Below are 26,488 nucleotides of genomic sequence, written 5' to 3' on the forward strand. Positions count from 1 at the left end.
GAAATCAACGGCTCCAAGAACGTTGCGAGTTTCTCATGCAAAGATTGCATGCCGCTATCTCATATGATCTGGGATGAAATTTGCCGGCGAGGTGGGCAGGATGAAGCTTACCTGAATGCTCTCGGGTTGGTTCTAATGCGCACGGTCGCGCGCAGCTTGTTAAATGAGCGCGCTTCAATCGACAATAAGGTCGGACTCAGCAAAGCAGCGCGTCATCAGATAGAAGCCTATCTCAACCAAAACTTTCACAAGCCTCTTTCGGTTCCAGATATGGCAGCATTGTTGGGAATTTCAGCTGGGCATTTTTCGACATGCTTTCGAAAGAGTTTTGGGCAGACGCCTCACCAGTACCTGATGGAACTGAGGCTTGACGAAGCTGAGCGGTGCCTCAGAAAAACATCGATGCCAATAAATGAGATCGCACACCATTTGAATTTTTCCAGCCAGAGCCATCTTACAACGGCTTTGCGAAAACACCGACAGACCACGCCAGGCGAATTACGCAAGTAGAACTATCGGGGCGCTCTTGGCAATGATGGCCCATTCTTGTGTCGTCCTCATAGAGCAATGGGGCTGGGCGATAGCAACATCAGGCACGCAATAGCTGAACAACTTTACGCGTCGGTCGGCCTTCGTTTCAGCCATTTGCGCCAGATGTGGATTTCACTTCTGCGGCGCAAGCGACGGACGCGATGAGAATCGTGAGAAAGCACGATAAGCCCAAGTGGAAGCATCCAGAAACCGAGAATCGGGAGAAACCCCAACGAGCCGCCGACGACGAGCGTGCCGCCAAGCATGCGCCGCATCATGACTGATTGCGGCATTGGGATTCGCCGACCAAGAATCACGATGGCTTTTTTCCGGGGTGTTTCGGCGTATTCGTCACTCACAGGCGCATCTCTTAGGCTGATATGTTACAATTCACAGGAGGAAAACGTCCCAGAGAATATAGGGTTTTTGTCCCATAATGCAAAAAGATGAAAAAAAATGGATTTAGCCCTTTGCAAACGCGAAATCCTTTTGCTATACGCCACCTCGCTGACACGACGAGCACCTGTTCCCCGGTAGCTCAGCGGTAGAGCAACCGGCTGTTAACCGGTTGGTCGCTGGTTCGAATCCGGCCCGGGGAGCCACTTCATCTCATGAAGTTGCTCAGTTTTTCATTGCATTCAAAACGAAGTTTCTGGCGCAGTGCACTTTGGTGCGTGACCGAACTACTTGGACACTCTATTGATTGCGGTGTAAGGGCACGCTAACGATTTAGCGAGTTTGTCGAGACGACGTAGCTAAGCGCTTGAGAGCGCAGGCATTGTACGGTCGGCCATACCTTCGCGAATGATCAAAATCCCTCCATGTGAGCTCGCCGGTATCATCTCAATTCAAAGCGGATAGATAGCAATGAAGCTATGATGCGTCCTTTAACGGGTGATGATATTCATTCTTGCTGAAGCATTTTGAACCAAATCGTTTTTCGTGCGTTGGTTAGCTGTCTGTTAACCATGATTGGAGAATGGCAATGCCTTGGTATTTTCGTCTCGAATCCGGATTCGCCGCAGTTTTTGTTATCGCGGTCTGCGCCCACATGCTTGTTCAGTTGATCCGATAACAATTCGGCGTGTTACAAACATTAGGTAACATTGATGGTCAAGGGTGGCAGATCAATTGGATTGCCATTGGCCCGTGCGGGGAGCGTTGGTTCGCGCTTCCTCCGAGCGATTATTGAAGGTTGGGGAGATATCAAGAAGGCTAACTTGATGTGATTCAAGTCTGGTGAAAATGTCTGACCGTGCCCCCCCAAAAAAATTTTATCCAGTTTTGAGTTCGCTCCAGCGGTTTTGGGTTGCTGTATTTGGGGCGGTAGCGGCGGGTTGCGGTGCGGAGCCATTTCGGCTGCGCAGTACCGCATCGCGTCGCGGGTCGATAGTCTGAGCGAACTTGGCAGGTGTCAGCCAGCCGAGAACAGAATGTGGTCGGTGGCCGTTGTAATCACTGCGCCAAATTGAAAGCGCTGAGCGAGCTTGGGGCAATGACGAGAAGAAGGTTTCATTCAGGAGTTAGTCTCGCAGCCGTCCATTGCAGGATCGCGTTGCTGGTGAATTCGCTGCCATTGTCACTGACGATCAGTCGGGGTTTGCCGCGTTCCTCAATGATCCGGTCAAGCTCGCAGGCAACGCGCAAACCGGAAAGCGATGTCTCGCCGACGAGTGCCAGGTACTCCCTCGTGCAATCATCGACGACAGTCAGGATCCGGAACCTGCGTCCATCGGTGAGTTGATCCGAAACGAAGTCTAGCGACCAACGATCATTGGCTGCCATCGGGATCAGCATCGGTGCACGTGTGCCTATCGCTCACTTCCGACCGCCACGCTTGCTTACTGTCAACTTCTCCTCCCGATAGAATCGGAAGAGCCTCATTCGCTCGCGAAGGTCATAGTCGTCAATACAGCTGCTTTCGTAACGAACCGTCATCCGGCAAACGCTGATGGCTTTACACGTCTGCCGTTCGCTCATCCGATGGTGGTTCATCAGATACGCGACAGCATTCCGTTGGGCTGCGGGCGTCACAAAAGGTCCTTCAAAGCTGCATTATAGAGCATCGCCTCCGCCAAGAGACACCTCAGCTTCGTGTTTTCGTCCCCAGCGTCTTCAGTCGCTTGGCCTCAGATACGTCCATCCCGCCGAACTTGGCCTTCCATTTATAGATGCTGGCATCGCTGACGCTGTGATTACGACAAAGCTCCGAGACCAGTGTGCCCGCCTCATGCTCCTTCAGAATACCAATAATTTGTTCGTCGGTGAAACGGTTGCGCTTCATTCCTTGGCTCTCTCAATGGGCCAGAGCTTACTTCAATATGGATTATGTCAACGGACAAGGTCAGTTAATCCTTGCCCCGAAAGTTCTAACCGGACGCTAGCTGGGTCGCTTATTACAGGTTGGTCCGGTTTTTAATGCCGGCGGAAGCGGTGGGTTGAAGTCGCTTTGAGCCTTATTGTGCCGGCGTATCATTTTCTTGCGGTTGAGAAGCTTCGGCAGGCGCGGGAGCAGGCTGTTGAGGTGCTGGTGCAGGTTCTTCTGCAAGGACCTCATTTGTCTTGGTTTTTATGTCTTCTGCTGTCTGTTGGCTGATCAGTCCTTGCGACGCGGCAAAGCCGACAACAACTGCGATGACTGCACCCACAAGGGCAGCTTTAAGCTTCGGTGACATAGCTGGCTCTCCTGCCAAGTATAGTTTACGTCCCGCCCGATGCATCAAATCAGTCATACAATACATGCGTCATTTTTTTCAATGGTTTCTCACTTTTTCTCGCGGTGTTTGGTGTTCTTACACATCGGTAAATAGCTGATCTCGTTCTAAACTAAAGTGACGGGTGACAAATTTTGACCGTATGATAAAAATATACAAAAATAGTGGGAGGGGATAATGCTTGATAAGAAAGGCATAGAAGCGCCTCGTATACGAGCGATTGAATGGATCGAGCAGCTTTCGATACCGAGGTTCTTGGTGCTTGTTGCGCTATGTAGTGCTGGTACGGGCGTTATTCTTAGTCAGCTGATATGAATAGTGGCCGCAAAGTCTTGTTCTTGCGCCGTTGGAGTTCAGAAGTGTTTGAAATATTTCTCATCTGGCAATAGCGGGATTGCGCTTGCCAATTTTTTCGAAATTACAAAGCGTCTAAATTACGTACTTATTGCGCGTTACACGAACACAAATACCACCAAACATGTCTGCAATTTCTTTAGACTCCGCCTGCCGAGTCTTTTGTTTTGTTCACGACAACAAACAGAGCCAAGTATGTTGCGTTCGATGCCACACGGGTTCGCTCAATTTTTGCGTCACCATTTGTAATTTATAGGAATTAACTTCCAACATGATGCAACAAGGGTCGCCATGTCGAAATTGACGCTAATCTCAATAGTCTATTGATTTTATATATGGAAATATTGGAGGCCTCGCCCGGAATCGAACCGGGGTGCAAGGATTTGCAGTCCTCTGCGTAACCACTCCGCCACGAGGCCTTCCGTAAGGCAGTTGCCAAATCAGTTGGTAGCGCCTTGGCCCGTTCCAATATTGATACAGATCGGTCTCGTCAAGCCGTTAGAGCCAAATGTAGAAGATTTCTACAAAGGTTTCTTCGCGCTTTGTAATTTCAATGCTGGTCGTCTCGATCTGGCGGCATTTGCGGGCGCGCCAGATTGCCCTTGGAGAAGGTATAGCCGGTTTCGACAACACTCAATCCAAATTTGTTTCGCAACTTGTCGATGGCATTTTCGGCGACGGCGCGTTTGGTCGCCTGAGTGTCTACAAGATCGGGCGGATCGGCGCGATCACTTGAAGAAAGCTCGCTAACCCCAATCCCTAGCAATCTAAATCGTGTTCCATCCAGTTCTTTTTCAAGAAGCTGCAATCCGTGGCGGAAGATTCTGTCCGCGAGCTGGGTGGGATCAGAAAGCTGCCGATTGCGCGTACGCGATTTGAAGTCGTGTGTTTTCAGCTTCAAAACGACAGTACGCCCGGCTATTTCACTTGCTTTCAGTCGCCGCGAGACCTTTTCGGCGAGCGCCCGAAGAACAGGAACGAGATCGTTGGCATCCGACAAGTCATTGTTGAAGGTTGTTTCTGCCGAAACGCTTTTCATATCATGGTCCGGCTCGACCTTGCGGCTGTCCTGTCCTCGTGACAAACGGTAAAGACGCTGCCCCATAGTGCCATACGCCTTCATAAGTGCTCCTTCCTCCATCGTCTGGAGTTGGCCGATCGACCTGATTCCGTCACTTTCCAGTTTGGCTGCGAAAGCCTTGCCTACTCCCCAGATCGTGCTGACGGATCGGTCTCGCAGAAACGTCAGGGCTTCTGCTTCACCGATAACGGAAAAACCGCGCGGCTTTTCGATATCTGACGCAACCTTGGCCAGAAACTTGCAATAGGATAGTCCGATCGAGGCGGAAATGCCTATCTCATCCTCTACGCGCTTGGCGAAGTGGGCGAGAACAATAGCAGGTGGCGCTTTATGCAGGCGTTCCGTGCCGCTCAGATCCAGAAAAGCTTCATCAATGGAAAGAGGTTCGACGAGGGGCGTCAGGTCACGCATCATTTGCCGCACTTCACGACCAACGCGAACATACTTTTCCATGTTTGGCTTAACGACGACGGCGTCGGGACAGGCTTCCAGTGCCTTGAACATGGGCATGGCAGATCGCACGCCATGAATGCGGGCGAGATAGCAGGCCGTCGATACCACGCCGCGTTTTCCGCCGCCGATAATGAGCGGTTTGTCCCGCAGTTCCGGATTGTCCCGCTTTTCAACTGATGCGTAAAAAGCGTCGCAATCAATGTGTGCCAAAGAGAGCTTATAAAGCTCCTTATGACGGAGAAGGCGTGGACTCCCACATGCATGGCATCGTCTGCCCGTGTTCGATTTTTGCAGTACAAGGCAGTCGCGGCATACACCTTTTTCCGAACTGCTGGGTGCAATGGTGTCAGCCATGAGGACGAACCGTCTGATGAACATAAAAGGAACATCCTTTTATAGCATCGAAAAGCTGAAGTGCCATGGGGATATATCATCCCGGTTGGTCTTACACTTGACATTGCCGGGAATATCACCAAGTTTAGCACTATGAACAACCGTTTTGCATCCATACTTCATCGGGTTTATCCGATCACGGGATAGCTACCCTCGAGTTCTGCCTAGCGCAGGGGAACTCCGGGGGACGGTACGCCGCTTGTCCAAAAGCGGATTTCAAATAAGCGCTTTCATTAAAATTAATCTGAACGGCTTCGTGCAGAAACAGCACGGAGACTTATTACCTTTCAACAGCAGTGAGCACTCGCCATGAGCGGAAAGAATCGCAAGAAGCCCAATATCGTTGTTAGCGAAATCGACTATGAGCGTCTGATGGGGCTGGCCACAAACGTTTCGGAACGTCTCGAGGAGATCGCCGAGGAGTTGATGGTTGAACTTGACCGTGCGAAAGTCGTTCCTGCGAAGCGTTTGCCGCAGAATGTTATTCACATGGGCTCTACTGTGGAGTTTCGCTCCAATGACGGGCAGGAGCGTCGGGTGACTCTGGTATATCCGGGCGAAGCGGATATCGCGCAGGGCAAAATTTCGATTCTCACGCCTATCGGTACTGCGCTGATCGGCCTTGCACCCGGCCAGTCGATTTCCTGGACTGCACGCGATGGCAAGCAGCACGAGTTGAACGTATTGTCGGTTTCGAACGAAGCCGAGGTTTCTGCGGCAAATCCCGCTGCTGAATAATTACCAAGAAGCCCGGCAATGCCGGGCTTTTAATTTGCGGATCGAAGTCTTTGCTAAAGGTGCTGGTTCAGCCCGCCGGGCAGATATGACAAGGCTTTCTCAATTGTTGCCGGATCACGGCCAGCCTCGTCGCAGTAGCGCAGCAGCGTCGGCTCATGTGTCAGAAAAAATTGTAATACACCCGCCAGAAAGCCAGGTTCACGTGCTGCCTGCCGGATCGACGCAGCTTCAATGCCTGTCAGGGCGAGGAAGCGAGGCAGCAGGTCCTTGTCCTGGGCCAACCACGCCAACGCTTCAATGGCGATCGCTTCCGCATCCGCCTGGCTCATCAGCGTTTTCATGTGGTTTCTCCGCTTTTTCTGTTGCTTTGCCGAATGTGTAACGGTCGCTCAGTCGAGGAACAATGGAATTATTTGCCTTTCATCAATGAAATGAGGTTAAACTACCCGCAGTCTAAGAAGTGGGGACTCTCTGGCGGATAAGAAAATCGAGCAAATGCCGGGTTGCTGCAGGGAATAAGACCAAGGAATTTTCGATGCCGAAAAGCGTGATGATTGTCGAAGACAACGAACTCAATATGAAGTTGTTTCGCGATCTTATCGAAGCCAGCGGATATGAGACCATCCGGACGAGAAACGGGCTTGAGGCGCTCGATCTTGCGCGCGAACATCGACCTGATCTGATTCTCATGGACATACAGCTTCCCGAGGTGTCGGGACTGGAAGTCACAAAATGGCTGAAAGACGATGACGAGTTGCGGCACATTCCGGTTATTGCCGTGACGGCTTTTGCAATGAAGGGCGACGAGGAGCGTATTCGGCAGGGCGGCTGTGAAGCCTATATATCCAAGCCGATATCGGTGCCGCGCTTCATAGAGACAATCAAATCCTATTTGGGCGACGCTTAGCGGAAATCAGGGCGAGGGGCATCATGACTGCACGAATTCTCGTCGTTGACGATGTGGATTCCAATGTAAAGCTCCTCGAGGCAAGGCTCCTCTCCGAATATTATGAGGTTATTACGGCTTATAGCGGTCCTGAAGCCATTGAGCTTTGTCTGGGCGGCCAGATTGACGTCGTTCTTCTAGATATATTGATGCCGGAGATGGACGGTTTTGAAGTATGTCGTCGATTGAAAGATGATCCACGTACGTCCAATATTCCTGTTGTGATGGTGACGTCGCTCGATGGTGTCGATGACAAGATTCGCGGCCTTGAAGCTGGCGCCGACGACTTTCTGTCAAAGCCCGTCAGCGATCTTCAGTTATTGTCGCGTGTGAAGAGTCTGGCGCGGCTGAAACTGGTCTCTGATGAGCTTTTCCAGCGAACGGGCACAGTTGCGGACGCGGAAGTGGAAACGCTGCTGGCAAGCAAAATGGGCGGGAATTATGCCGATAAGGATGAGGTCGCCCGCATTCTCATAGTTGATGAGGACGAACTGGCGGCTGCACGCCTTCGTCTCATTCTTGGAGAGACCTATCGTGTCGATGTGGCCAGCGATGCCAACACGGCTTTGATCCGGGCGATAGATACGGATTACGACAGTATCGTCGTTTCAGCCAACTTCACTTATTACGATCCGCTGCGCCTTTGTTCGCAGTTGCGAACCATCGAACGCACAAGGCTGGTGCCGATCATTCTCGTTGTTCGGGAAGATGAGGGCGCGCTCGTGGTGCGTGCGCTGGAGCTTGGCGTAAATGACTATCTGATGCGTCCGCTTGAGAAGCTGGAGCTGTTTGCGCGCTTGCGAACCCAGATCAAACGGAAGTGCTATAACGATTTACTACGGCAGAGCCTGAACCGTACGATCACCATGGCGGTGACGGATAGTCTCACAGGGCTGCACAACCGCCGCTATCTCGATACACATATGCCTGTCCTGCTGACCCGCGCCATGGGGCGCGAGCGGCCATTGTCAGTCATCATGCTCGACTTCGATCACTTCAAACGGATCAACGACCAATACGGGCATGATGCTGGTGACGATGTTCTTCGCGAATTTGCGACGCGCCTGCGCAAGAATATCCGTGGGATGGATCTCATGTGTCGCTATGGCGGGGAGGAGTTTGTCGTCGTTCTGCCGGATAGCGATGTGGAGGCTGCGAAGGCTGTTGCCGAGCGAATCCGGATTGCTGTGTCAGACACGCCCTTTGCGGTTGCCAACGGCAAACACAAGGTCAACTTGACCATCAGTATGGGTGTTGCAGGGCTGAGGCTGATAGGGGATAGCACTGACGCTCTTTTCTCGAGGGCAGATGCTGCGCTCTATCAGGCAAAGAAAGGTGGTCGCAATCGCATTGTCTCTTCGGCTGCCTGAAGAACCCACGAAGCTGGAAACAAAAAAGCCGTCTCGAAAGAGACGGCTTTTTATTTCAATCATCTTGTCGATGACGACCGAAAACGAATTACTTGATCTTCGTTTCCTTGAACTCGACGTGCTTGCGCGCAATCGGGTCGTACTTGGTCTTTGTCATCTTTTCCGTCATCGTGCGGCTGTTCTTCTTCGTTACGTAGAAGAAGCCGGTGTCAGCGGTCGACAAAAGCTTGATCTTGATCGTCGTAGCCTTGGCCATATCGAATTACCTGCTCTGTATCTTTGCCGGAGCATGATCTTGCCGAAAATCGGTTCCCAATTCTCGGGATCATGCTCAATGGATGGAAACCTCCAGCGATTCCGGTAATCTCATCCGGCAGCGGAAATTTGGCGCGACACTACGTATTGGCGGCGAAAAGTCAAGCCCGCTTCTTCCTCAAAAGCAGCCTTCCTGCTGCAAAGAGTGCATATGCGGCAAAAAACACACCGAGAGTCATGGGGAATCCTTTTGGTCCCAGCATGTCCATACCGACACCAACGGCTTGCGGTCCTGCAAGCATGCCGATGGCATAACAGAACACGAAAGCGGCATTGGCGGATGCCAGCTCACGCCCCGTCAGCTCGGAGCCGAGATGCGCGAGGCCGATCGTATAGAGGCCAGCCACTACACCGCCCCACAGGAACAGAATGGCTGCCATGAGATACCAGTGCTGCATGAGATAGGGCAGGGCGATCATACCGATCAGGCCCGTCGTGGCGCAGAAGAGGAGAAGTTTGCGGCGATCCGAAATGCGATCGCTGACAAGGCCTAATGGAATCTGCATCAACACATTGCCGAGGCCGATCATCGTAAGCAGAAGTGCTGCGTCTGCTTCCGGATAACCGATACGTGCTCCGAAGACTGGAAAGAGGGCAAAGCCGCCGGTTTCCACAGCGCCGAAAACAAAGACAGCCATGGTTGCAGTCGGAACGGCAAAGATGAAGGGTAGGAACGGTACGTGTTCGCCTTCTTCGAAATCGGGACTGTCGCGCCATGCGAATGCAACCGGTATGAGGGCGATCAGGATGATGACGAAGCCGACATAGAAAGGCAGTCCGCCCGTGCTCCCGATCTTCGAGAACAGCCACGGTCCGAGCGCGAAGCCCAGCGAAAGTGATGTCGAATAGATTCCAAGCACGAGCCCGCGCTTTTCAGGCGGCGCAGAGGCATTGATCCAGTACTCGGACAAAACGAAAAGCACGGTCAGCGCGAAATGCAGGACGATGCGCAGCGCAAACCACGCCCAGAGCGGTTGAAAGAAGTGGAAGCCGAGAAAGGCTCCGCTTCCGATGATGAGCATAAGGAAAATCGCCTTGACCACACCCAGTCGTGCGGCGATGGGGGCGGCAAGGGGAGCCGCAACGATGGATGCCAGTCCTGCCACGGCAGTGTTAGCGCCTATCAGACTGGCGGAATGACCGCGGCTTTCCAGAAGAACGCTCAACAGCGGAATGCCCAGCCCAATTGCTGCACCGACTGCACTGATCGTGGCAATGGCTGCTGCAAGCGAACGCCAGTGCATCTGGCCCTCTGCCGGCCCGCCGCCAGGTTCTTGCGGGACAAGATCGGCGGGTTGGATTTCTTTATTCATCGGGTTCAGATCACTTCGCGAATGAAGCGGCCATGCCGCTTCCAATATTGTACCACCGGCAAGGTGGCTGGCAGTTCAAATTCGGTATCCGTTAGAAGTACGCGCGCTTCTTTCAAGATCGCCTGAGTAATATGAGCGACGTCGAGTGAATCGATTTGATCAATGGAAACCCAATCGAGGTCTTCCAGTTCGCCACTGGGAACGAGTGGCTGCTGATCGAGTTTCGATATATGATCGCGAAATGCGATAAAAAAACGGGTGTCGAAACGGCGAACATAGTCCGGGGGCGTTACCGCACGAGCAAAATAACGCAGGCTGTTCAAAGCCGGCATCATGCCTTTATTGAGGAAGGCCGACCAGTCGCGATGTGTGGGCAAAGCAACCGGTGCTGAGGTCGCTTGCCCGATGCGAAGGCCAGTCTCTTCAAAGGTTTCGCGAATGGCACATAGGCCGAGTGCACGGGCGCGGCGCAGCGATGCACGAGCCCCCATGCCTGCGAGCAGCTTGGCAACATCATTACTATTCAGTTCAGCCGCGGCAGCGATAGCGCCGTCTACAGGATCGGCACGACCACCCGGAAAAACAAACTTTCCGGGCATAAAGGCGAGGCTGGCGTGGCGTCTGCCCATGAGAATTCGCGGCTTGCTGCCCGACCGGTCGACAAGCAAAAGGGATGCGGCGTCACGCGGTCGCAAAGCTTTCACGGCTTTAGTCGAAGTGGACGGGGGCTGAACCATGGCAGTCATGGTGACTTTCAGGTCACGTCGCCATATTCACCTTCGCCCTTACCTCCGAAACCATGCATGTAGAGCGCCCATTGCAGGCCGATAGTCGCGCCCTTCATAGGTTGAAGCAGCAGCAGCGACATGATCACAGTCAACGGTCCCCAGATCGCCATATGAGCCCAGAGTGGCAGATTGGTGGTTGCTTCCACACCCATGAAAGCGCCTACAACCACGTGTCCCACGATCAGAATGGTGAGGTATGCAGGAAGGTCGTCGGCACGTTGTTCCGTGTAGTCTTCGCCACACACGGAACACTGCGCCACTGGCTTCACAAACGACCGGAAAAGCTTTCCTTCACCACAATGCGGGCAACGTCCGCGAAAGCCGCGCCACATAGCTTCACCCAAAGGGCGTTTCGGGTGAGCGGCCTTGGGGCTTTCGCCACCGAAAACCTGAACATTTTGCGCGGAATTGGCCTCTAGCGTGCTCATCAGCGACCTCTTCTCTTCTGACGCGGAATACCCGCGGGTTTACCCCTTCGCCCACGCATCGTCCGGCTTGCCTTATGATGCGAGCGGGTCGCCATCGGCAGGGGATGCGGTTCCGAAACCATCTCAAAGCGAAGCGCGCCCGCAACGGGGAGCGCCTCTACAAGCCGAACCGTCACTGTATCACCAAGCCGGAAGCCTTTACCGCTCCGTTCACCGGCAATCGCATGGTTCGCTTCGTCATATAAATAGTATTCATGACCTAAAGTTGAAATGGGTACCAGCCCATCCGCGCCATATGTCGCAAGGTTCACGAAAAGGCCTGCCCGTGTAACGCCCGTAACGCGCCCTTCATATTCGTCGCCGAGATGTGCGGCGAGAAAATGCGCGATGAGGCGGTCTACGGTTTCACGCTCGGCCAGCATGGCGCGACGCTCGGTCGAGGAAATCAGTGCGGAGATTTCTTCGAGCTGTGTTTCTTCTTCTGTCGTTAGTCCGTCACTTCCCAGTTTCAGGGCCTTGATCAAAGCGCGGTGAACGATGAGGTCGGCATAGCGGCGGATCGGCGAGGTGAAATGCGCATAACGGCGCAGATGCAGGCCGAAATGCCCGATATTATCGGGGTTATATTCCGCTTGGCTTTGCGTGCGCAGCACGACTTGATTGACCAGTTCTTGATGATCCGAGCCTTCAACGGCCTCAAGAATCCGGTTGAACTGTGCTGGCTGCAGCTCCGCGCCCTTGGCAAGACTCAGATCAAGCGTACGTAGGAATTCACGCAGGGTTTCCTGTTTGGCAAGAGCCGGAGCATCGTGAATGCGGAAAATCAACGGCTGGCGGTGCGCTTCCAATGTTTCTGCGGCAGCGACGTTCGCCTGAATCATGAACTCTTCGATGAGCTTGTGTGCATCGAGCCGTTCAGGAACGATAACCTTGTCTACCTTTCCATCGGGCGTGAGCAGAATTTTCTTTTCTGGCAGGTCAAGTTCCAGCGGCTCGCGGGCCTCGCGCCCACGCTTCAGCACAGCATAGGCGTCCCACAGCGGTTTTAGTATGCCGTCGAGAATGGGCGTGGTCTTGTCATCCGGCGCGCCGTCAATGGCAGCCTGGGCTTGCGAGTAGGCAAGCTTAGCTGCCGATTTCATCATGATGCGATGGAATTTGTGTGACTTCTTGCGCCCGTCAGAAGCAAAAATCATACGGACGGCAAGAGCGGGGCGATCTTCAAGCTCACGAAGCGAACAAAGGTTGTTTGAAATCCGTTCGGGAAGCATCGGCACGACCCTGTCCGGGAAATAGACCGAGTTACCGCGCTTCTGTGCTTCACGATCAAGCGCGGAATCTGGACGGACATAGGCGGCGACGTCAGCAATCGCTACGATAACAATCTGGCCACCCGGATTTTCAGGGTCTTTATCCGGCTCGGCGTAAACGGCGTCGTCATGATCTTTGGCGTCAGCCGGATCAATGGTGAGAAGCGGAATGTCGCGCCAGTCTTCCCGACCGTCCATCGTCGCAGGCTGGGCGGCTTCTGCTTCGCTCAGCGCTTCAGCCGGGAAAACATGCGGAATTTCATGCTCATGGATGGCAATCATCGACAGGGCTTTTTCGCTGTCGATAGACCCAACCACCTGTCGAACTTTGCCGCGCGGCAATCCCTGACGACGCGAGGAAATCAGGTCCACTTCAACAAGATCGCCAGCTTCAGCGTTTTCCAGCTGTGCCGGATCGAGCTGCACCTCAGGCTGTTTTCGGTTTACAGGGTCCAGCCGCCATTCACCGTTGCCGAGCTTGCGAACAATACCCAGCACCGCGTTCGTGCGGTGCTCGAGACGCTTCATGACGCGGGCGGTATAATCTGGTCCGTCGCGATCTTCACTGCGGAATATTTTTGCCAGAACGCGGTCGCCGACGCCGACTGCCGGGCCGCCTTCTGAGGCTTTGTTGAGCCGGGTGCGGCGGATCAGGACAATAGGTGGTTTGCCGTAACCGGTCTCGTCCCATTCCGACGGACGTGCGAGCAAACCGCCATCTTCATCGCGCCCGGTAATATCCAGCACGGTGACAGCAGGCAGTGCACCGGGGCGAGACAGTTTGCGGGCGCGTTTTTCAACCAACCCCTCATCAGAAAGTTCGCGTAGAAGATCTTTCAGATAAACCCGCGCATCTCCCTTGATGTTGAATGCTTTTGCCAGTTCGCGCTTGCCTGCCCGGTCAGGATTCTCTTCAATATATTTGAGAACCTCTTCGCGGGTTGGCAGAAACGCATTGGGATCGCTCTTCCCATCGGCAGATTTTGCTTTGGCTGCACGCCGTTCGGTCCGTGCGGATCGACCGGTATCGGATTTGGAAAAACGGCGTGCCAATTGCTACTCCTCTACCGTTTCGGCCTTGGATTTGGCTTTCGGCTTGGCTGTCGACTTGGCTTTTGCTGGTGCCTTCTTGGCCGCGGGCTTTTTTGCAGCAGCTTTCTTTTCAGTGCTGGCTGAAGCCTTGCGGGCAGGGGCTTTCTTACTCTTGGAAGACCCGGCTTTTTCCGTAATCAGAGCCAACGCTTCTTCCAGCGTGACACTTGCCGGGTCTTTGCCCTTCGGCAGAGTGGCGTTGACTTTGCCCCAGTTGACATAAGGCCCATAGCGACCGTCGCGAACAGTGATTGAACCGCCTTCGGGATGGTCGCCGAGTGTCGCCAATGCAGCCGGTGTGGAACGGCCGCGACCGCCGCCCTTCGACTGTTTGTCGGCCAGAACCGACACAGCGCGATTGAGGCCGACGGAGAAGACCTCTTCGGCATTCTCCAGATTGGCGAACGTGCCGTCATGGCTGACGTAAGGTCCGTAGCGACCGATGCCAGCGGAGATCATCTTGCCGGTTTCCGGGTGCTGACCGATGTCGCGCGGCAGGGACAGAAGCGCAACGGCTTTCTCATGGTCGAGCGTATCTACGGTCCAGCCTTTCGGAAGGCTGGCGCGCTTTGCTTCCTTGCCCTCGCCACGTTGGACATAGGGGCCGAAACGACCGGACCGTGCAGTAATTTCCTCACCGGTGAACGGGTCCTTGCCAAGTGACTTCGGTTCGTCTGCAGCAGCAGATTCGCCGTTGGCGTCGCCGCCGAGCTGGCGAGTATACTTGCATTCCGGATAGTTGGAACAGCCGACGAATGCACCGTATTTTCCAAGCTTCAACGACAGCATTCCTGTGCCGCAGGTCGGGCACGAACGCGGATCGCTACCGTCTTCTCGTGCCGGAAACACCAGTGGTGCCAGTTCTTCGTTCAGTGCGTCGAGAACATTGGTGACGCGCAATTCCTTGATGTCATCGACATTACCCGAGAAGTCGCGCCAGAAATCGCGCAAAACGTCTTTCCAGGAAAGCTTGCCGTCCGAAATAAGATCGAGCTTTTCCTCAAGGTCTGCCGTGAAATCATATTCCACATAGCGCTCGAAGAAACTCTCGAGGAAGGCGGTGACCAGACGACCCTTGGGTTCCGGAATGAGCTTGCGCTTGTCGATGGTGATGTATTCGCGATCGCGCAGCGTGGCCAGAGTCGCGGCATAGGTCGAAGGACGACCGATACCGAGTTCTTCCATCTTCTTGATGAGCGAAGCTTCCGAATAGCGCGGCGGCGGTTCGGTCGAATGCTGGGTCGCATCGATCTTCTCGCGCGCCAGAGCTTCACCGGAACGAATTTCCGGCAGCTTTGCGCTATCCTCGTCGTCGTCCTCTTCTTCGCGATGATCCATATAGGCTGCGAGGAAGCCATCGAACTTAGTGACAGACCCATTGGCGCGCAGCATGGCCGAACGCGAGCTGTTGACCGCCTCAATGTCGACGGTTGTACGCTCAATGTCGGCAGCTTGCATCTGGCTGGCGATGGCGCGCTTCCAGATGAGCTCATAGAGCCGCGCCTGATCGTCATCGAGATAGCGACGCACATCCTTCGGGTGACGCGAGAAATCCGTTGGCCGGATGGCTTCGTGCGCTTCCTGTGCGTTCTTTGCCTTGCTGGAATAATAGCGCGGCTTTTCCGGTACATATTTTGCGCCGAAGCTTTTGCCGATGGCGTCGCGGGCCGCATTGATGGCTTCCGGAGCTATCTGCACGCCATCGGTACGCATATAGGTGATCAGGCCGGCAGTCTCGCCGCCAATATCGACACCTTCGTAAAGTCGCTGTGCCACTTGCATGGTGCGCGAGGCAGAAAATCCGAGCTGGCCGGATGCGGCCTGCTGCAAGGTTGACGTGGTGAATGGCGGTCCCGGATTGCGCTTGGTTGGCTTTGCCTCGACAGAAAGAGCCTTGAAGCTTGCGCCTTCCAGCATGGTGCGAATGGCCGTTGCCTGTTCACCATTCTTGATGTCGAGTTTGCCGAGCTTCTTGCCGTCAACAGCAGTGAGACGGGCGGTGAAACTGTCATTGCGCGGCGTTTTCAACAGCGCCGCGATATTCCAGTATTCCTCACGGATGAAGCGTTCGATCTCGGATTCACGATCTGCAACGAGACGCAGCGCCACTGACTGAACGCGGCCAGCCGAGCGCGCGCCCGGCAGTTTGCGCCACAGAACGGGCGAAAGCGTGAAGCCGACAAGATAATCCAGTGCACGGCGTGCAAGATATGCATCGACCAGAGGTTCATCGATGTCGCGCGGATTGGCGATGGCATCCAGAACAGCCTTCTTGGTGATGGCATTGAAAGCCACACGTTTGACTGTCTTGCCCTTGAGCGCCTTTTTCTGGTTGAGCACTTCAAGCACATGCCAGGAAATGGCTTCACCTTCGCGATCCGGATCGGTTGCGAGAATGATGCCATCGCTGTCTTTCAGCGCTTTGACAATATCGGCAAGGCGTTTGGAGGAATTGCTATCCACCTCCCACGACATTGCAAAGTCTTCGTCGGGACGAACCGAGCCATCCTTGGCTGGCAAGTCCCGCACATGACCGAACGAGGCCAGAACCTTATAGTTCGAGCCCAGATATTTATTGATGGTTTTAGCCTTGGCAGGCGATTCGACAACGACGACGTTCATTTAAAGCAGCCCAGATTCGCGCCCCATGGAGATAAAATACCTCCTCTCCGCGTGAAATTCGTTGCCTTCACATGAACAGCGGGCAGCGTTTGGTCAAGAGCAGGACAACAAAAATCACGAAATACAACTTAAGATTGCTGTTAAGTTGAATGAAACCAATAGTAGCATAGGGTATGAAGAAATCGAGTTTATCTCTCGAGGAGATAGGTATGGATGATACGGCGAGTTTTCCAGAGATGGAAGACGGTGAGGATATGGAAACCGCGACTCGCTCCGAGACGGTAGCATATATAGAGCAGATGCTTGAACAGCTCAGTTTGATGGCGAAAAGTACGAATTATGTGTTGCTGGCCTATATGATCGAAATAGCTCTCATTGAGGCTCGGGAAGCGCTTCACAATGAGGCCGAGTCGTAACAGTCGTCACTCCATCGGAACCAATGCCACCTGATTGCCGGCATATCGATGGAGCCGCCCTGCCAAGTCCAGTTCCAGCAGAATGAGCTGAACAGCTCCAGTATCCATACCCGTGTGACGAACGAGGGTGTCAATGTCGGTCGGTACAGGACCGAGCGCATCGATAACGATGTCTCTTTGCTCTTCCGTTGCGAACGGTTGGAGCGATTCCGGTTCTTCCAGCGCTGGGGATAAAAGATCTGGCTGTGCTGGTATATTCGCCTGATAGGCGTTTGGACCGGCCAGCGGCCGGAGTGCTTCAATGACATCGTTTGCTTCGGTAACCAGTGTCGCACCTTGTTTCAGAAGCAGGTTTGTGCCGCGCGCACGAGGATCAAGCGGAGAGCCAGGAACAGCGAACACGGTGCGTCCCATGTCCCCGGCCATACGCGCGCTGATAAGCGAGCCGGAACGCTCTGCTGCTTCGACGACGATCAAACCCAGCGACAAGCCTGCAATAATCCGATTGCGGCGTGGAAAATCACGCGAGCGTGGCTCTGCGCCCATTGGCATTTCGCTTATGAGCGCGCCACCTTGTTCTGGTATGGCGTGATAGAGTGGAAGGTTTTCCGGCGGATAGGGGCGGTCAAGTCCACCTGCAAGTACTGCTACGGTACCGGTTTTCATGCTTGCGCGGTGCGCAGCGGCATCAATGCCGCGGGCAAGTCCGGAAATCACAGCAAATCCTGCCTCGCCAAGATCATGTGCCAGACGCTCGGTAAAACGTGCGCCAATCACCGAAGCATTACGTGAACCGACAATAGCGATGGGTGGCTTGCTGAAAATGGCTGCATTCCCCTTGATCGTAACCAAAGGGGGCGGAGCCTCACAATTCTTGAGTTGCTGTGGATAATCCGGTTCGCCCATGCCGACAAGACGGGCACCGGCGCGTTCAATAGCTTCAAGCTCGCGCTCAGCGTCGTCCATGGACGCAACGCGGATCGGACGGGCACTGCCGCCTCTGATATTGAGATCAGGTAGCATTTCTATCGCGCTTGATGCTGAGCCACAAAACAGAATCAGATCGCGAAAGGTGACAGGGCCGATATTGTCGGTTCGGATGAGGCGTAGCCAGTTAAGCCGCTGGCGATCAGAGAGGCGAATTCCAGTTTTCGAATTCGCGCTTTCCTTCATCCCTTGGCTCCGATCTTGCTCTCGGTGCCGTTTAAGAGGCGCGTAATGTTGGCCTTATGTTTGAAGATAACGATGACCGTCATGATCGCAAAGAGCACTGCGATTGCTGGATACCCCCGCGAATAGAGCGCAATGGGAACAACGATGCTGGCGATAAGTGCCGCAAGGGAGGAATAGCGCGTCAAAAGTGCCGTCACGATCCAGACGGCAGCGAAGACCAATGCTCCGGGCCATGCAAGCCCGATGAGGACGCCCAGATAGGTGGCGACGCCTTTGCCACCCTTGAAGCCGATCCATACTGGAAAGAGATGCCCGATAAAGGCACCGAAGCCTGCACCAATAGCGGCGTCCGGGCCGTAGCGTGAAGCGACGAGAACGGCGACCGTACCTTTCAGCATGTCAAAAATCAGCGTCGCAGCGGCAAGCTTCTTGTTACCGGTGCGCAGCACGTTCGTCGCGCCGATATTGCCCGAGCCGATGGACCGGACGTCGCCCAATCCTGCAAGCCGGGTCAGGATCAAACCAAATGGAATGGAGCCAAGAAAATAGCCGAAGACGAGCGCCCCTATGAGCGTCAAGCTAAGGAATCCCGGTTCGGCCATGAATGTCCCCTTGTTTCTTGATTCCGCCTACCCGGAATTTTCGAATGATTGTTCCGGGTTATGCGGCGTTTTTCAAGCCGAGTAAACGGTCTTGCCAGCCACTAAGGTGTGGACGACGCGACCTTGAAAGCGAGCACTTTCAAAGCAACTGTTCTTGGATAGCGAGTGCAGATCTTCTTCACGTACGATCCAAGGCTCATCCAGATCGACAATGGCGAGATCTGCCTTGGCGTCTGGCTTTAGCGTACCAGCATCAAGGCCGAAAATACGCGCTGGAGCTGTTGATAGCACTTCAACCAGCCGCAGCAGCGGAATGCTGTCATTGTGATAGAGACGAAGTGCGGCCCCCAGCAATGTTTCAAGGCCGATGGCACCGGCTTCGGCATCAGCAAAGGGCAGGCGTTTGGTATCGACATCTTGCGGATCATGAGCCGAAACGACAATATCGATGGTGCCGTTCTTCACGGCTTCGACCATAGCAAGGCGATCCTGTTCTCCGCGCAAAGGTGGCGAAAGTCGGAAAAACGTGCGGAATTCACCAATGTCGTTTTCATTAAGCGACAAATGGTTGATCGATACGCCTGCCGTTACCTTCGCGCCGAGATCCTTGGCGCGGCGAACGGCTTCCGCCGACATTTCGCAGGAAAGCTGTGCCGCATGATAGTTGCTGTTGGTCAGGGCTGCTAGACGGAGATCGCGTTCCAGGGGAATCACCTCCGCTTCACGCGGACTCCCGGAAAGACCGAGCCAGCTTGCAAACAGACCCTCGTTCATCACGCCATTCGCACCAAGGAACGGATCGCGTGTTTCGCAGGCAATCACGGCATTGAAATCGCGAGCGTAGGTCAGAGCGCGCCGCATGAGCTGGGTATTGGCGATTGTCTGCCTGCCTTCCGTGAAGGCGACGGCACCGGCATCGCGCAGCAGGCCGATTTCGGTCATTTCTTCGCCGCGCAGACCTTTGGTGATCGCCGCAGCCGGGTGCACATTGACGACAGCCGTGTCACGCGCCGTGCGTTTGACAAATTCCACCAGAGCTACGTCATCGATCACCGGATCGGTGTCGGGCATCATGATGATTGAGGTTACACCGCCAGCAGCTGCCGCGCGGCTTGCCGACGCAATGGTTTCGCGATGTTCGGCACCGGGCTCACCGACGAAGACGCGCGCATCCACGAGGCCAGGCAATACTGCTTTGCCGTTCAGGTCGATGATTTCCGCACCTTCCGGTGCGCCCTGATTGCGGGCATCCGCTCCGGCGGCAACAATCTTGCCATCGCGGATCAGAACGCTGCCGGTTTCATCGAGACCCCGCGACGGATCGATGATGCGCGCGTTTTCAAACAGGATCGCGCTCATGCTGCTTCTCCGTTGCTGGGATTACGGCGCGGATCGAGCAGGGCTTCCATCACGGCCATACGCACGGCGACGCCCATTTCTACCTGTTGCTGGATCACGCTCTGCGGTCCGTCGGCAACGTCGGATGCGATCTCGACGCCGCGATTCATCGGACCGGGATGCATGACGAGCGCGTCTGGCTTGGCGACTTTGAGCTTCTCTTTATCGAGGCCGTAGAAGCGGAAATATTCGCGTACCGAAGGCACGAAGGAGCCGGCCATGCGCTCACGCTGAAGGCGCAGCATCATGACCACATCGGCATCTTTCAAGCCTTCTTCCATCGAATTGAAGACTTCGACGCTCATATCGGCCATGCCGGAAGGCAGAAGGGTGGATGGCGCGACGACGCGTACCCGTGCGCCAAGCGCGTTGAGGAGGAGAATGTTGGAGCGTGCGACGCGGGAATGCAGCACATCGCCGCAAATGGCGACGATCAGGTTTTCGATTCCGCCCTTGGCGCGACGAATGGTCAGCGCATCGAGAAGTGCCTGGGTGGGGTGTTCGTGCGCGCCGTCACCGGCGTTGACCACCGAACAGCCGACTTTCTGCGCGAGCAGGGCAGCCGCGCCCGCCGAAGCGTGACGGATAACCAATATATCTGGCTGCATGGCGTTCAGCGTCATCGCTGTATCGATGAGCGTTTCGCCTTTCTTGACCGACGAGTTGCCGACAGACATATTCATGACGTCGGCACCGAGCCGTTTTCCGGCTAGCTCGAACGACGATTGCGTTCGTGTCGATGCTTCGAAGAAGAGATTGATTTGCGTGCGACCGCGAAGCACGGACTTTTTCTTCTCTGGCTGTCTGGAGACAGCGATTTCCTGATCGGCGAGATCAAGAAGGCAGAGAATGTCCAGGGGCGAAAGCCCCTTGATGCCCAGCAGGTGGCGGTGAGGGAAAAGCGGAGGGACCGTTTGATTTGTCATGGCAAGTCACCCGTATAGGACCATGAGGCAGGTCCCGCAACCGTCCTTATAATGGCTTCAGGCGATTCACCAAGAAAAACCTGTGCTGTTCTGACGACAAATTGTGTTCGGGATGGCAAAATTTTAGCAAATGCAATGCAAGAAACCTAAATTAAATTGAATCGCACAATACGGAACGAGCTTTTGAAAACGCACGACGTTACCAACCAGACGCCACCCATGACTGGCAACAATGCCTATCTGGGCGATCCGCTCTTGATGCAGATTGCGGCAGGATTCCCGAAGGAACTGCATGCCGATCTGGAACAGACGGGACGTTTTGTGTCGTCGGCTGAAGCGCAGGACCTTGCGCGTCTCGCCAATACCGAACTGCCAAAATTGCGCACGCATGACAGGCAGGGCAACCGTATCGACCTTGTCGAATATCATCCTGCCTATCATGCGCTGATGCGCCGTTCCATCGCGGCAGGACTGCATTGCTCGATCTGGGAAGGCAATCCGCTCGAAAGCGGCCGCCGTCATCAGGCGCGTGCATCGCGCTTTTTCCTGACCGCACAGCTCGAGGCGGGACACCTCTGCCCGCTTACCATGACCAGCGCGTCGCTCGCAGCACTTATGGCATCGCCGGAAATCTATAAGGAATGGTCGGCGGTCATCCTGTCGCGCAAATACGATTTTTCGCAGAAACCCGCTTTTGCCAAGCAGGGCATTACGCTTGGCATGGGCATGACTGAAAAGCAGGGCGGGACCGATGTGCGCGCCAATACGACCCGCGCGACACGCAATGAAGATGGCACCTATGCCATAACCGGCCACAAGTGGTTCATGTCCGCACCAATGTCGGATGCTTTGCTGACGCTCGCGCAGGCAGAAGAAGGCCTTTCCTGTTTTCTGCTCCCGCGCCTCACTTCAGAGGGAAGCGGGAACGGGTTCTTTTTCCAGCGCCTGAAAGACAAGCTCGGCAATAAGTCCAACGCTTCGTCGGAGGTTGAATTCGATGGTGCCATCGGTCATCTGATCGGTAATCCCGGTGAAGGCGTCAAAACGATCATGGATATGGTCACGCTGACACGGCTCGATTGCGCTGTCGCGTCGGCCGGACTGATGCGTTCAGGCCTTGCCGAAGCCGTGCACCATAGCCGTTATCGTCAGGTATTCGGCAAGGCTCTTGTCGAGCAGCCATTGATGCAGCGCGTTCTTGCCGACATGGCGCTCGATGTTGCCGGTGCGACTGCACTTTCCATACGGCTGGCACGCGCTTTCGATATGGCTGCCAGTGATCGTGCCGAGGCGGCTTTTGCCCGTTGCATGACGCCGGTGGTGAAATACTGGGTTTGCAAGATCGCACCTGCATTACTCTATGAAGCAATGGAGTGCCTCGGCGGCAACGGTTACATCGAAGAAGGCAATCTCGCACGCGCCTATCGCGAAGCGCCGGTCAATGCGATCTGGGAGGGTTCCGGCAATGTCATGGCACTGGACGTGGCACGTGTGCTGTCGCGCGCACCGGGGCTTTTCGATGAAGTGCTGGAGTGGATCGGCGGGCAGCTTGGTCCGCGTGGGCAAGGGACACTTGATGTGCTGCGTGCTGCATTGCAGCTGACCGAAACCGATCCGGGTGTCGCACGCCTTCTAACCGAGCAACTGGCCTATGCTGCTGCAGCAGCAGAATTGCGTCAGATTGGGGCCGACGATGTGGCTGATGCGTTCATCGAGACCCGTCTTGGCGGCCAGTGGCGTTCGACCTATGGCATGCTGGATGCGCGCCACAATGCGGAACGGATTCTGGATCAGCTTTATCCGGCGTCGTAATCGTCGGATGCCGACCGCCTGATACTGTGCAGGCGGTCGAGTGCGCCTTGAAGAATGAAGGATGCCGCAGCCGAATCGATCCGTTCGGCCCGCTTGCCGCGTGAGACGTCCATACCGATCAGTGCCCGTTCGGCAGCGACGGTCGATAAGCGTTCATCCCAGAAAACGAAGGGCAGGTCGGTCAACGGCTGCATGGTGCGCACAAATGCCCGTGTGGCCTGAACGCGGGGACCGGATGTTCCGTCCATATTCATAGGCAAACCGATGACGATAACGCCGACCTTGTCGGCGTCGAGTGCCTTCAAAAGCACCTGTGCGTCGATGGAAAACTTCACCCGTTTGATAACGGGGCGCGGATGCGCGAAGGAAAGACCGAGATCAGACACCGCAAGGCCGATGGTCTTGGTTCCCAGATCCAGTCCGGCAATGGTCTGCCCGGACTGAAGCAGCGCCGGAATTTCCTCGATTTCAACGACAGCCATTGGTCCTCATAGGATTTTGAAGTGGTTTCATATTGCCTTCAACTTTATCGGCGTCATATCTGTTCGCAAACCGGAAATCGAGCCGGAAACAGAGATTGAGGAGAGACTTTATGAAACTAACATGGCTTGGCCACGCCGCTTTCCGCATTGAAACGGCAAAGGCTGTTATTCTCATCGATCCGTTTCTGAACGGAAATCCCGGTGCAAAGGGGATCGACTTCAAGGAGGCGACCAAGGGCGTAACCCATATAGCGCTGACCCATGGTCATGGCGACCATGTGGGCGATACGGTTGCCATCGCCAGGGAGCATGGCGCGATTGTGATTGCCAATGCCGATCTTGCATCCTGGCTTGGCAGCCAGGGCGTGGAAAAGCTCGATCCTGGCAATACGGGTGGCACGGTGGCGCATGACGGGTTCACCGTTACTTTCGTCAATGCACTCCACTCTTCGGCAATGCTGACGCAAAACGGTGTTTCGCAGGCGCTGGGGAATCCTAATGGTCTGGTATTCCATTTCGAAGATGCACCGACGCTCTATCATATGGGCGACACGGACATCTTCTCGGATATGGGGCTTATCAATGAGCTCCATCAGCCAGAAATCGGCATCGTTCCCATTGGTGACCGTTTCACGATGGGTGGCGCGGTCGCGGCTCTCGCCTGCCAGCGCTATTTCAACTTCAAAACCGTGCTGCCATGCCATTACGCCTCATTTCCGATCATCGACCAGACGGCGGATAAGTTCTTGGCCGGAATGGCAGATCATCGGGAAACGAAGGTTATTGCTGATCCAGCTGGCACCGTTCATTCGTTCTGACTTTGGATTTGAAGCGCAAGAAATGTTGCGCTTCAACAATCGCGCCGTTATAGCCGGTAGGAAAACTTTTCAGGGTGGCGGTTCGCCGCCCAATCTAGCATTTGCGGAGAACAGGATGTCCGTCGATATTTCTACCGTCAAGCGCGTCGCGCATCTGGCGCGCATTGCCGTCAATGACGACGATGCCGAACGCATGACTGGCGAACTCAATGCTATTCTGGGCTTTGTCGAGCAACTGAACGAAGTCAATGTCGATGGTATCGAGCCTATGACTTCTGTTACGCCGATGGACATGCGCATGCGCCAAGACAAGGTAACGGATGGCGGTATTGCTGCTGCGGTGGTGGCCAACGCACCGGTTACGGAAGACAATTTCTTCGTCGTACCAAAGGTCGTGGAGTAGGTTATGGCCATACGGGTTTCAGTCGAGACCCCCTTGCAGGATGATGTGCGCGCACTGGTCGAGGGCCTGAATGCGCATCTTCTGCCGCTGTCACCGCTGGAATTCCAGTTCAAGATGACAGTTGAGCAGATGGCGGGGCCAGATACGACGGTTTTTGTGGCGCGCGATGAAGACGGCAAGGCAGTCGGCTGCGGTGCCTTGAAGATGCACGAAGATGGCGTCGGTGAGGTGAAGCGTATGTTCACACTTCCGGAAGTGCGCGGAAAGCGTGTTGGTTCAGTTCTGGTGGATGCGATTGTCGATCAGGCGAGGGCCAAGGGCATTTCCCGTCTTGTACTCGAAACGGGCACGGGCCCCGGTTTTGCAGGTGCATGGCGGCTTTATGAGAATTCAGGTTTTACGCGCTGCGGTGTGGTTCTGGACTATCCGGATTCCGAATACAGCGCCTTTTTTGAAAAGCGTCTCGTTGAGGCGCACTGACAGGATTTGACGATGAGCGAACTGACCGCACTGACCATTGCCGAGGCGCGCGACAAGCTGAAGGCCAAAGCCATCACCGCGACCGAACTCACCGACGCCTATCTTTCCGCTATCGATTCCGCGAATGAAACCATCAACGCCTATGTGAAAGTAACTCACGATCAGGCGCGTTCGATGGCCAAAGCTTCGGATGAGCGTATTGCCAAGGGTGAAGCGGGCGCACTGGAAGGCATTCCGCTCGGCGTGAAGGACCTGTTTGCCACCAAGGGCGTGCATACGCAGGCCTGCTCTCACATTCTCGACGGTTTCAAGCCGGAATATGAGTCAGCCGTAACAGCCAATCTGTGGGCTGATGGTGCGGTTATGCTCGGCAAGCTCAACATGGATGAGTTTGCAATGGGTTCGTCCAACGAAACCTCCTATTACGGTTCGGTCAAAAATCCATGGCGCGCCAACGGCTCCAACGCCGATCTGGTGCCGGGCGGTTCGTCGGGCGGTTCGGCTGCCGCTGTCGCCGCACAGCTTTGCGCTGGCGCTACCGCAACCGATACAGGCGGCTCGATCCGCCAGCCCGCAGCCTTCACCGGCACAGTTGGCATCAAGCCGACCTATGGCCGCGTTTCACGCTGGGGCACGGTTGCCTTCGCTTCGTCGCTCGATCAGGCTGGTCCGATCGCTCGCGACGTGCGTGATGCCGCTATTCTGTTGAAATCCATGGCTTCGCTTGATCTCAAGGATACGACATCGGTCGATCTGCCTATTCCGGATTATGAGGCTGCTATCGGCAAGTCACTCAAGGGCATGAAGATTGGTATTCCGAAGGAATATCGCGTTGACGGCATGCCGGACGAGATTGAGGAACTTTGGCAGAAGGGTATCCAGTATCTGAAGGATGCCGGTGCTGAGATCATCGATATTTCGCTGCCACACACGAAATATGCGCTGCCCGCTTATTACATCGTGGCACCGGCGGAAGCCTCTTCGAACCTCGCCCGTTATGACGGCGTGCGTTACGGTTTGCGTGTACCCGGCAAGGACATTGCCGATATGTACGAACAGACCCGCGCGGCTGGCTTCGGCAAGGAAGTAAAGCGCCGCATCATGATCGGCACCTATGTTCTGTCGGCTGGCTATTACGACGCCTATTATCTGCGTGCGCAGAAGGTGCGTACGTTGATCAAGAAGGATTTTGAAAATGTATTCGCCAAGGGCGTACATGCGATCCTGACGCCAGCGACGCCATCGGCTGCCTTTGGTCTTGCCGATGAGGATCTCGCCAATGATCCGGTCAAGATGTATCTCAATGACATCTTCACGGTAACAGTCAACATGGCCGGTCTGCCGGGCATTGCCGTGCCGGCCGGTATCAATGACAAAGGCTTGCCGCTTGGCCTTCAGCTGATCGGGCGTCCGTTCGAGGAAGAGACTTTGTTCCAGGCAGCGCATGCCATTGAGCAGGCTGCCGGACGGTTTACTCCGGCAAAGTGGTGGTAAAAACCGAACTTCTTATTCGCCGGGGTTTCCCCGGCG

25 protein-coding genes, 2 tRNA genes and 1 pseudogene are annotated in these 26,488 nt (G+C 54.9%); 11 read left to right on the top strand and 17 right to left on the bottom strand.

Translation table 11 applies throughout. The annotated features are described in order from the left end of the window. A partial coding sequence (locus ABDF71_RS14205; RefSeq protein WP_500061674.1) for a helix-turn-helix transcriptional regulator occupies window positions 1-510 on the top strand: 510 nt, incomplete at its 5' end. A gap of 104 nt (window positions 511-614) precedes the next feature. Here the strand turns inward: ABDF71_RS14205 and ABDF71_RS14210 are convergent. Then, window positions 615-824 carry a hypothetical protein gene (locus ABDF71_RS14210; RefSeq protein WP_010658883.1) on the bottom strand — a complete coding sequence of 70 codons (210 nt, stop codon included), beginning with the start codon at window positions 822-824 and terminating at the stop codon, window positions 615-617. 234 nt (window positions 825-1,058) lie between these two features. Between ABDF71_RS14210 and ABDF71_RS14215 the strand changes: the two genes are divergently transcribed. Next, a tRNA-Asn gene (locus ABDF71_RS14215) sits at window positions 1,059-1,133 on the top strand. 672 nt (window positions 1,134-1,805) lie between these two features. Here the strand turns inward: ABDF71_RS14215 and ABDF71_RS14220 are convergent. The 4 genes and pseudogenes from ABDF71_RS14220 to ABDF71_RS14235 all read right to left on the bottom strand — a co-directional run bounded on the left by ABDF71_RS14220 (window position 1,806) and on the right by ABDF71_RS14235 (window position 5,487). After that, a pseudogene (locus ABDF71_RS14220) lies at window positions 1,806-2,815 on the bottom strand (transposase). A 172-nt stretch (window positions 2,816-2,987) separates the two neighbouring features. Further along, the gene (locus tag ABDF71_RS14225; RefSeq protein ID WP_010658880.1) at window positions 2,988-3,206 is read right to left on the bottom strand and encodes a hypothetical protein; all 219 of its coding nucleotides are present in this window, start codon (window positions 3,204-3,206) and stop codon (window positions 2,988-2,990) included. 738 nt (window positions 3,207-3,944) lie between these two features. Further along, window positions 3,945-4,018, bottom strand: a tRNA-Cys gene (locus ABDF71_RS14230). A gap of 131 nt (window positions 4,019-4,149) precedes the next feature. Then, window positions 4,150-5,487 carry a DNA polymerase IV gene (locus ABDF71_RS14235; protein WP_029927291.1) on the bottom strand — a complete coding sequence of 446 codons (1,338 nt, stop codon included), beginning with the start codon at window positions 5,485-5,487 and terminating at the stop codon, window positions 4,150-4,152. 348 nt (window positions 5,488-5,835) lie between these two features. Between ABDF71_RS14235 and rnk the strand changes: the two genes are divergently transcribed. Beyond that, window positions 5,836-6,264: a nucleoside diphosphate kinase regulator gene (gene rnk / locus ABDF71_RS14240; RefSeq protein WP_010658878.1), complete on the top strand. Its 429-nt coding sequence runs from the start codon at window positions 5,836-5,838 to the stop codon at window positions 6,262-6,264. Between the two features lie 53 nt (window positions 6,265-6,317). Here the strand turns inward: rnk and ABDF71_RS14245 are convergent, their stop codons facing one another. Further along, window positions 6,318-6,605 carry a DUF3572 domain-containing protein gene (locus tag ABDF71_RS14245; RefSeq protein ID WP_036586212.1) on the bottom strand — a complete coding sequence of 96 codons (288 nt, stop codon included), beginning with the start codon at window positions 6,603-6,605 and terminating at the stop codon, window positions 6,318-6,320. A gap of 194 nt (window positions 6,606-6,799) precedes the next feature. Between ABDF71_RS14245 and ABDF71_RS14250 the strand changes: the two genes are divergently transcribed. Next, window positions 6,800-7,171, top strand: coding sequence for a response regulator (locus ABDF71_RS14250; RefSeq protein ID WP_010658876.1), 372 nt, complete (start codon window positions 6,800-6,802; stop codon window positions 7,169-7,171). A gap of 23 nt (window positions 7,172-7,194) precedes the next feature. Beyond that, window positions 7,195-8,580, top strand: coding sequence for a PleD family two-component system response regulator (locus ABDF71_RS14255; protein ID WP_029927298.1), 1,386 nt, complete (start codon window positions 7,195-7,197; stop codon window positions 8,578-8,580). 88 nt (window positions 8,581-8,668) lie between these two features. Here ABDF71_RS14255 and rpmG read toward each other — a convergent pair whose 3' ends face one another. The 6 genes from rpmG to topA form a co-directional block, all read right to left on the bottom strand. Beyond that, a complete protein-coding gene (rpmG, locus tag ABDF71_RS14260; protein ID WP_002966024.1) occupies window positions 8,669-8,836 on the bottom strand; it encodes a 50S ribosomal protein L33 in 168 nt (55 codons plus the stop codon). A 160-nt stretch (window positions 8,837-8,996) separates the two neighbouring features. Then, window positions 8,997-10,139 (bottom strand): MFS transporter, encoded by a 1,143-nt coding sequence (locus ABDF71_RS14265; RefSeq protein ID WP_010658874.1) that lies wholly within the window; start codon window positions 10,137-10,139, stop codon window positions 8,997-8,999. 74 nt (window positions 10,140-10,213) lie between these two features. After that, window positions 10,214-10,954: an NUDIX hydrolase gene (locus ABDF71_RS14270; protein ID WP_036563468.1), complete on the bottom strand. Its 741-nt coding sequence runs from the start codon at window positions 10,952-10,954 to the stop codon at window positions 10,214-10,216. Window positions 10,955-10,962: 8 nt separating this feature from the next. Next, the gene (locus ABDF71_RS14275) at window positions 10,963-11,424 is read right to left on the bottom strand and encodes a DUF983 domain-containing protein (RefSeq protein WP_010658872.1); all 462 of its coding nucleotides are present in this window, start codon (window positions 11,422-11,424) and stop codon (window positions 10,963-10,965) included. Beyond that, window positions 11,424-13,787, bottom strand: coding sequence for a ribonuclease R (rnr, locus tag ABDF71_RS14280; protein ID WP_258124311.1), 2,364 nt, complete (start codon window positions 13,785-13,787; stop codon window positions 11,424-11,426). The genes ABDF71_RS14275 and rnr overlap by 1 nt, the downstream gene beginning before the upstream one ends. Before the next feature lie 3 nt (window positions 13,788-13,790). Next, complete coding sequence (gene topA, locus ABDF71_RS14285) at window positions 13,791-16,448, bottom strand: type I DNA topoisomerase (RefSeq protein ID WP_258124313.1); 2,658 nt, start codon at window positions 16,446-16,448, stop codon at window positions 13,791-13,793. A gap of 209 nt (window positions 16,449-16,657) precedes the next feature. On the opposite strand from topA, the gene ABDF71_RS14290 reads away from it, so the two are divergent. Further along, window positions 16,658-16,864 (top strand): hypothetical protein, encoded by a 207-nt coding sequence (locus ABDF71_RS14290; protein ID WP_010658869.1) that lies wholly within the window; start codon window positions 16,658-16,660, stop codon window positions 16,862-16,864. A 6-nt stretch (window positions 16,865-16,870) separates the two neighbouring features. On the opposite strand, the gene dprA is transcribed toward ABDF71_RS14290, so the two are convergent. From dprA to ABDF71_RS14310, 4 genes are all read right to left on the bottom strand, one after another. Continuing rightward, a complete protein-coding gene (gene dprA / locus ABDF71_RS14295) occupies window positions 16,871-18,037 on the bottom strand; it encodes a DNA-processing protein DprA (protein ID WP_010658868.1) in 1,167 nt (388 codons plus the stop codon). Then, window positions 18,034-18,639 carry a glycerol-3-phosphate 1-O-acyltransferase PlsY gene (plsY, locus tag ABDF71_RS14300; RefSeq protein ID WP_010658867.1) on the bottom strand — a complete coding sequence of 202 codons (606 nt, stop codon included), beginning with the start codon at window positions 18,637-18,639 and terminating at the stop codon, window positions 18,034-18,036. The genes dprA and plsY overlap by 4 nt, the downstream gene beginning before the upstream one ends. 72 nt (window positions 18,640-18,711) lie before the next feature. Continuing rightward, window positions 18,712-19,998 (bottom strand): dihydroorotase, encoded by a 1,287-nt coding sequence (locus ABDF71_RS14305; protein WP_258124317.1) that lies wholly within the window; start codon window positions 19,996-19,998, stop codon window positions 18,712-18,714. After that, window positions 19,995-20,963 (bottom strand): aspartate carbamoyltransferase catalytic subunit, encoded by a 969-nt coding sequence (locus ABDF71_RS14310; protein WP_012093049.1) that lies wholly within the window; start codon window positions 20,961-20,963, stop codon window positions 19,995-19,997. The genes ABDF71_RS14305 and ABDF71_RS14310 overlap by 4 nt, the downstream gene beginning before the upstream one ends. A gap of 183 nt (window positions 20,964-21,146) precedes the next feature. On the opposite strand from ABDF71_RS14310, the gene ABDF71_RS14315 reads away from it, so the two are divergent. Beyond that, on the top strand, window positions 21,147-22,775 hold the full coding sequence (locus ABDF71_RS14315) for an acyl-CoA dehydrogenase family protein (RefSeq protein WP_029927309.1): 1,629 nt from the start codon (window positions 21,147-21,149) through the stop codon (window positions 22,773-22,775). Here ABDF71_RS14315 and ruvX read toward each other — a convergent pair. Beyond that, complete coding sequence (ruvX, locus tag ABDF71_RS14320) at window positions 22,760-23,257, bottom strand: Holliday junction resolvase RuvX (protein ID WP_029927310.1); 498 nt, start codon at window positions 23,255-23,257, stop codon at window positions 22,760-22,762. The two genes, ABDF71_RS14315 and ruvX, sit on opposite strands and share 16 nt — an antisense overlap. Window positions 23,258-23,367: 110 nt before the next feature. Between ruvX and ABDF71_RS14325 the strand changes: the two genes are divergently transcribed. The 4 genes from ABDF71_RS14325 to gatA all read left to right on the top strand — a co-directional run bounded on the left by ABDF71_RS14325 (window position 23,368) and on the right by gatA (window position 26,452). Then, complete coding sequence (locus ABDF71_RS14325; RefSeq protein ID WP_258124323.1) at window positions 23,368-24,075, top strand: metal-dependent hydrolase; 708 nt, start codon at window positions 23,368-23,370, stop codon at window positions 24,073-24,075. Between the two features lie 115 nt (window positions 24,076-24,190). Further along, window positions 24,191-24,478, top strand: a complete 288-nt coding sequence (gene gatC, locus ABDF71_RS14330; protein ID WP_010658861.1) for an Asp-tRNA(Asn)/Glu-tRNA(Gln) amidotransferase subunit GatC — start codon at window positions 24,191-24,193, stop codon at window positions 24,476-24,478. Between the two features lie 3 nt (window positions 24,479-24,481). Further along, window positions 24,482-24,958 carry a GNAT family N-acetyltransferase gene (locus tag ABDF71_RS14335; RefSeq protein ID WP_010658860.1) on the top strand — a complete coding sequence of 159 codons (477 nt, stop codon included), beginning with the start codon at window positions 24,482-24,484 and terminating at the stop codon, window positions 24,956-24,958. Window positions 24,959-24,970: 12 nt separating this feature from the next. Further along, a complete protein-coding gene (gene gatA, locus ABDF71_RS14340; protein ID WP_258124326.1) occupies window positions 24,971-26,452 on the top strand; it encodes an Asp-tRNA(Asn)/Glu-tRNA(Gln) amidotransferase subunit GatA in 1,482 nt (493 codons plus the stop codon). The last annotated feature ends 36 nt before the right edge of the window (window positions 26,453-26,488 follow it).

Origin of the sequence: Ochrobactrum sp. WV_118_8, assembly GCF_039631535.1 — a bacterium.
GTDB lineage: Bacteria > Pseudomonadota > Alphaproteobacteria > Rhizobiales > Rhizobiaceae > Brucella > Brucella anthropi.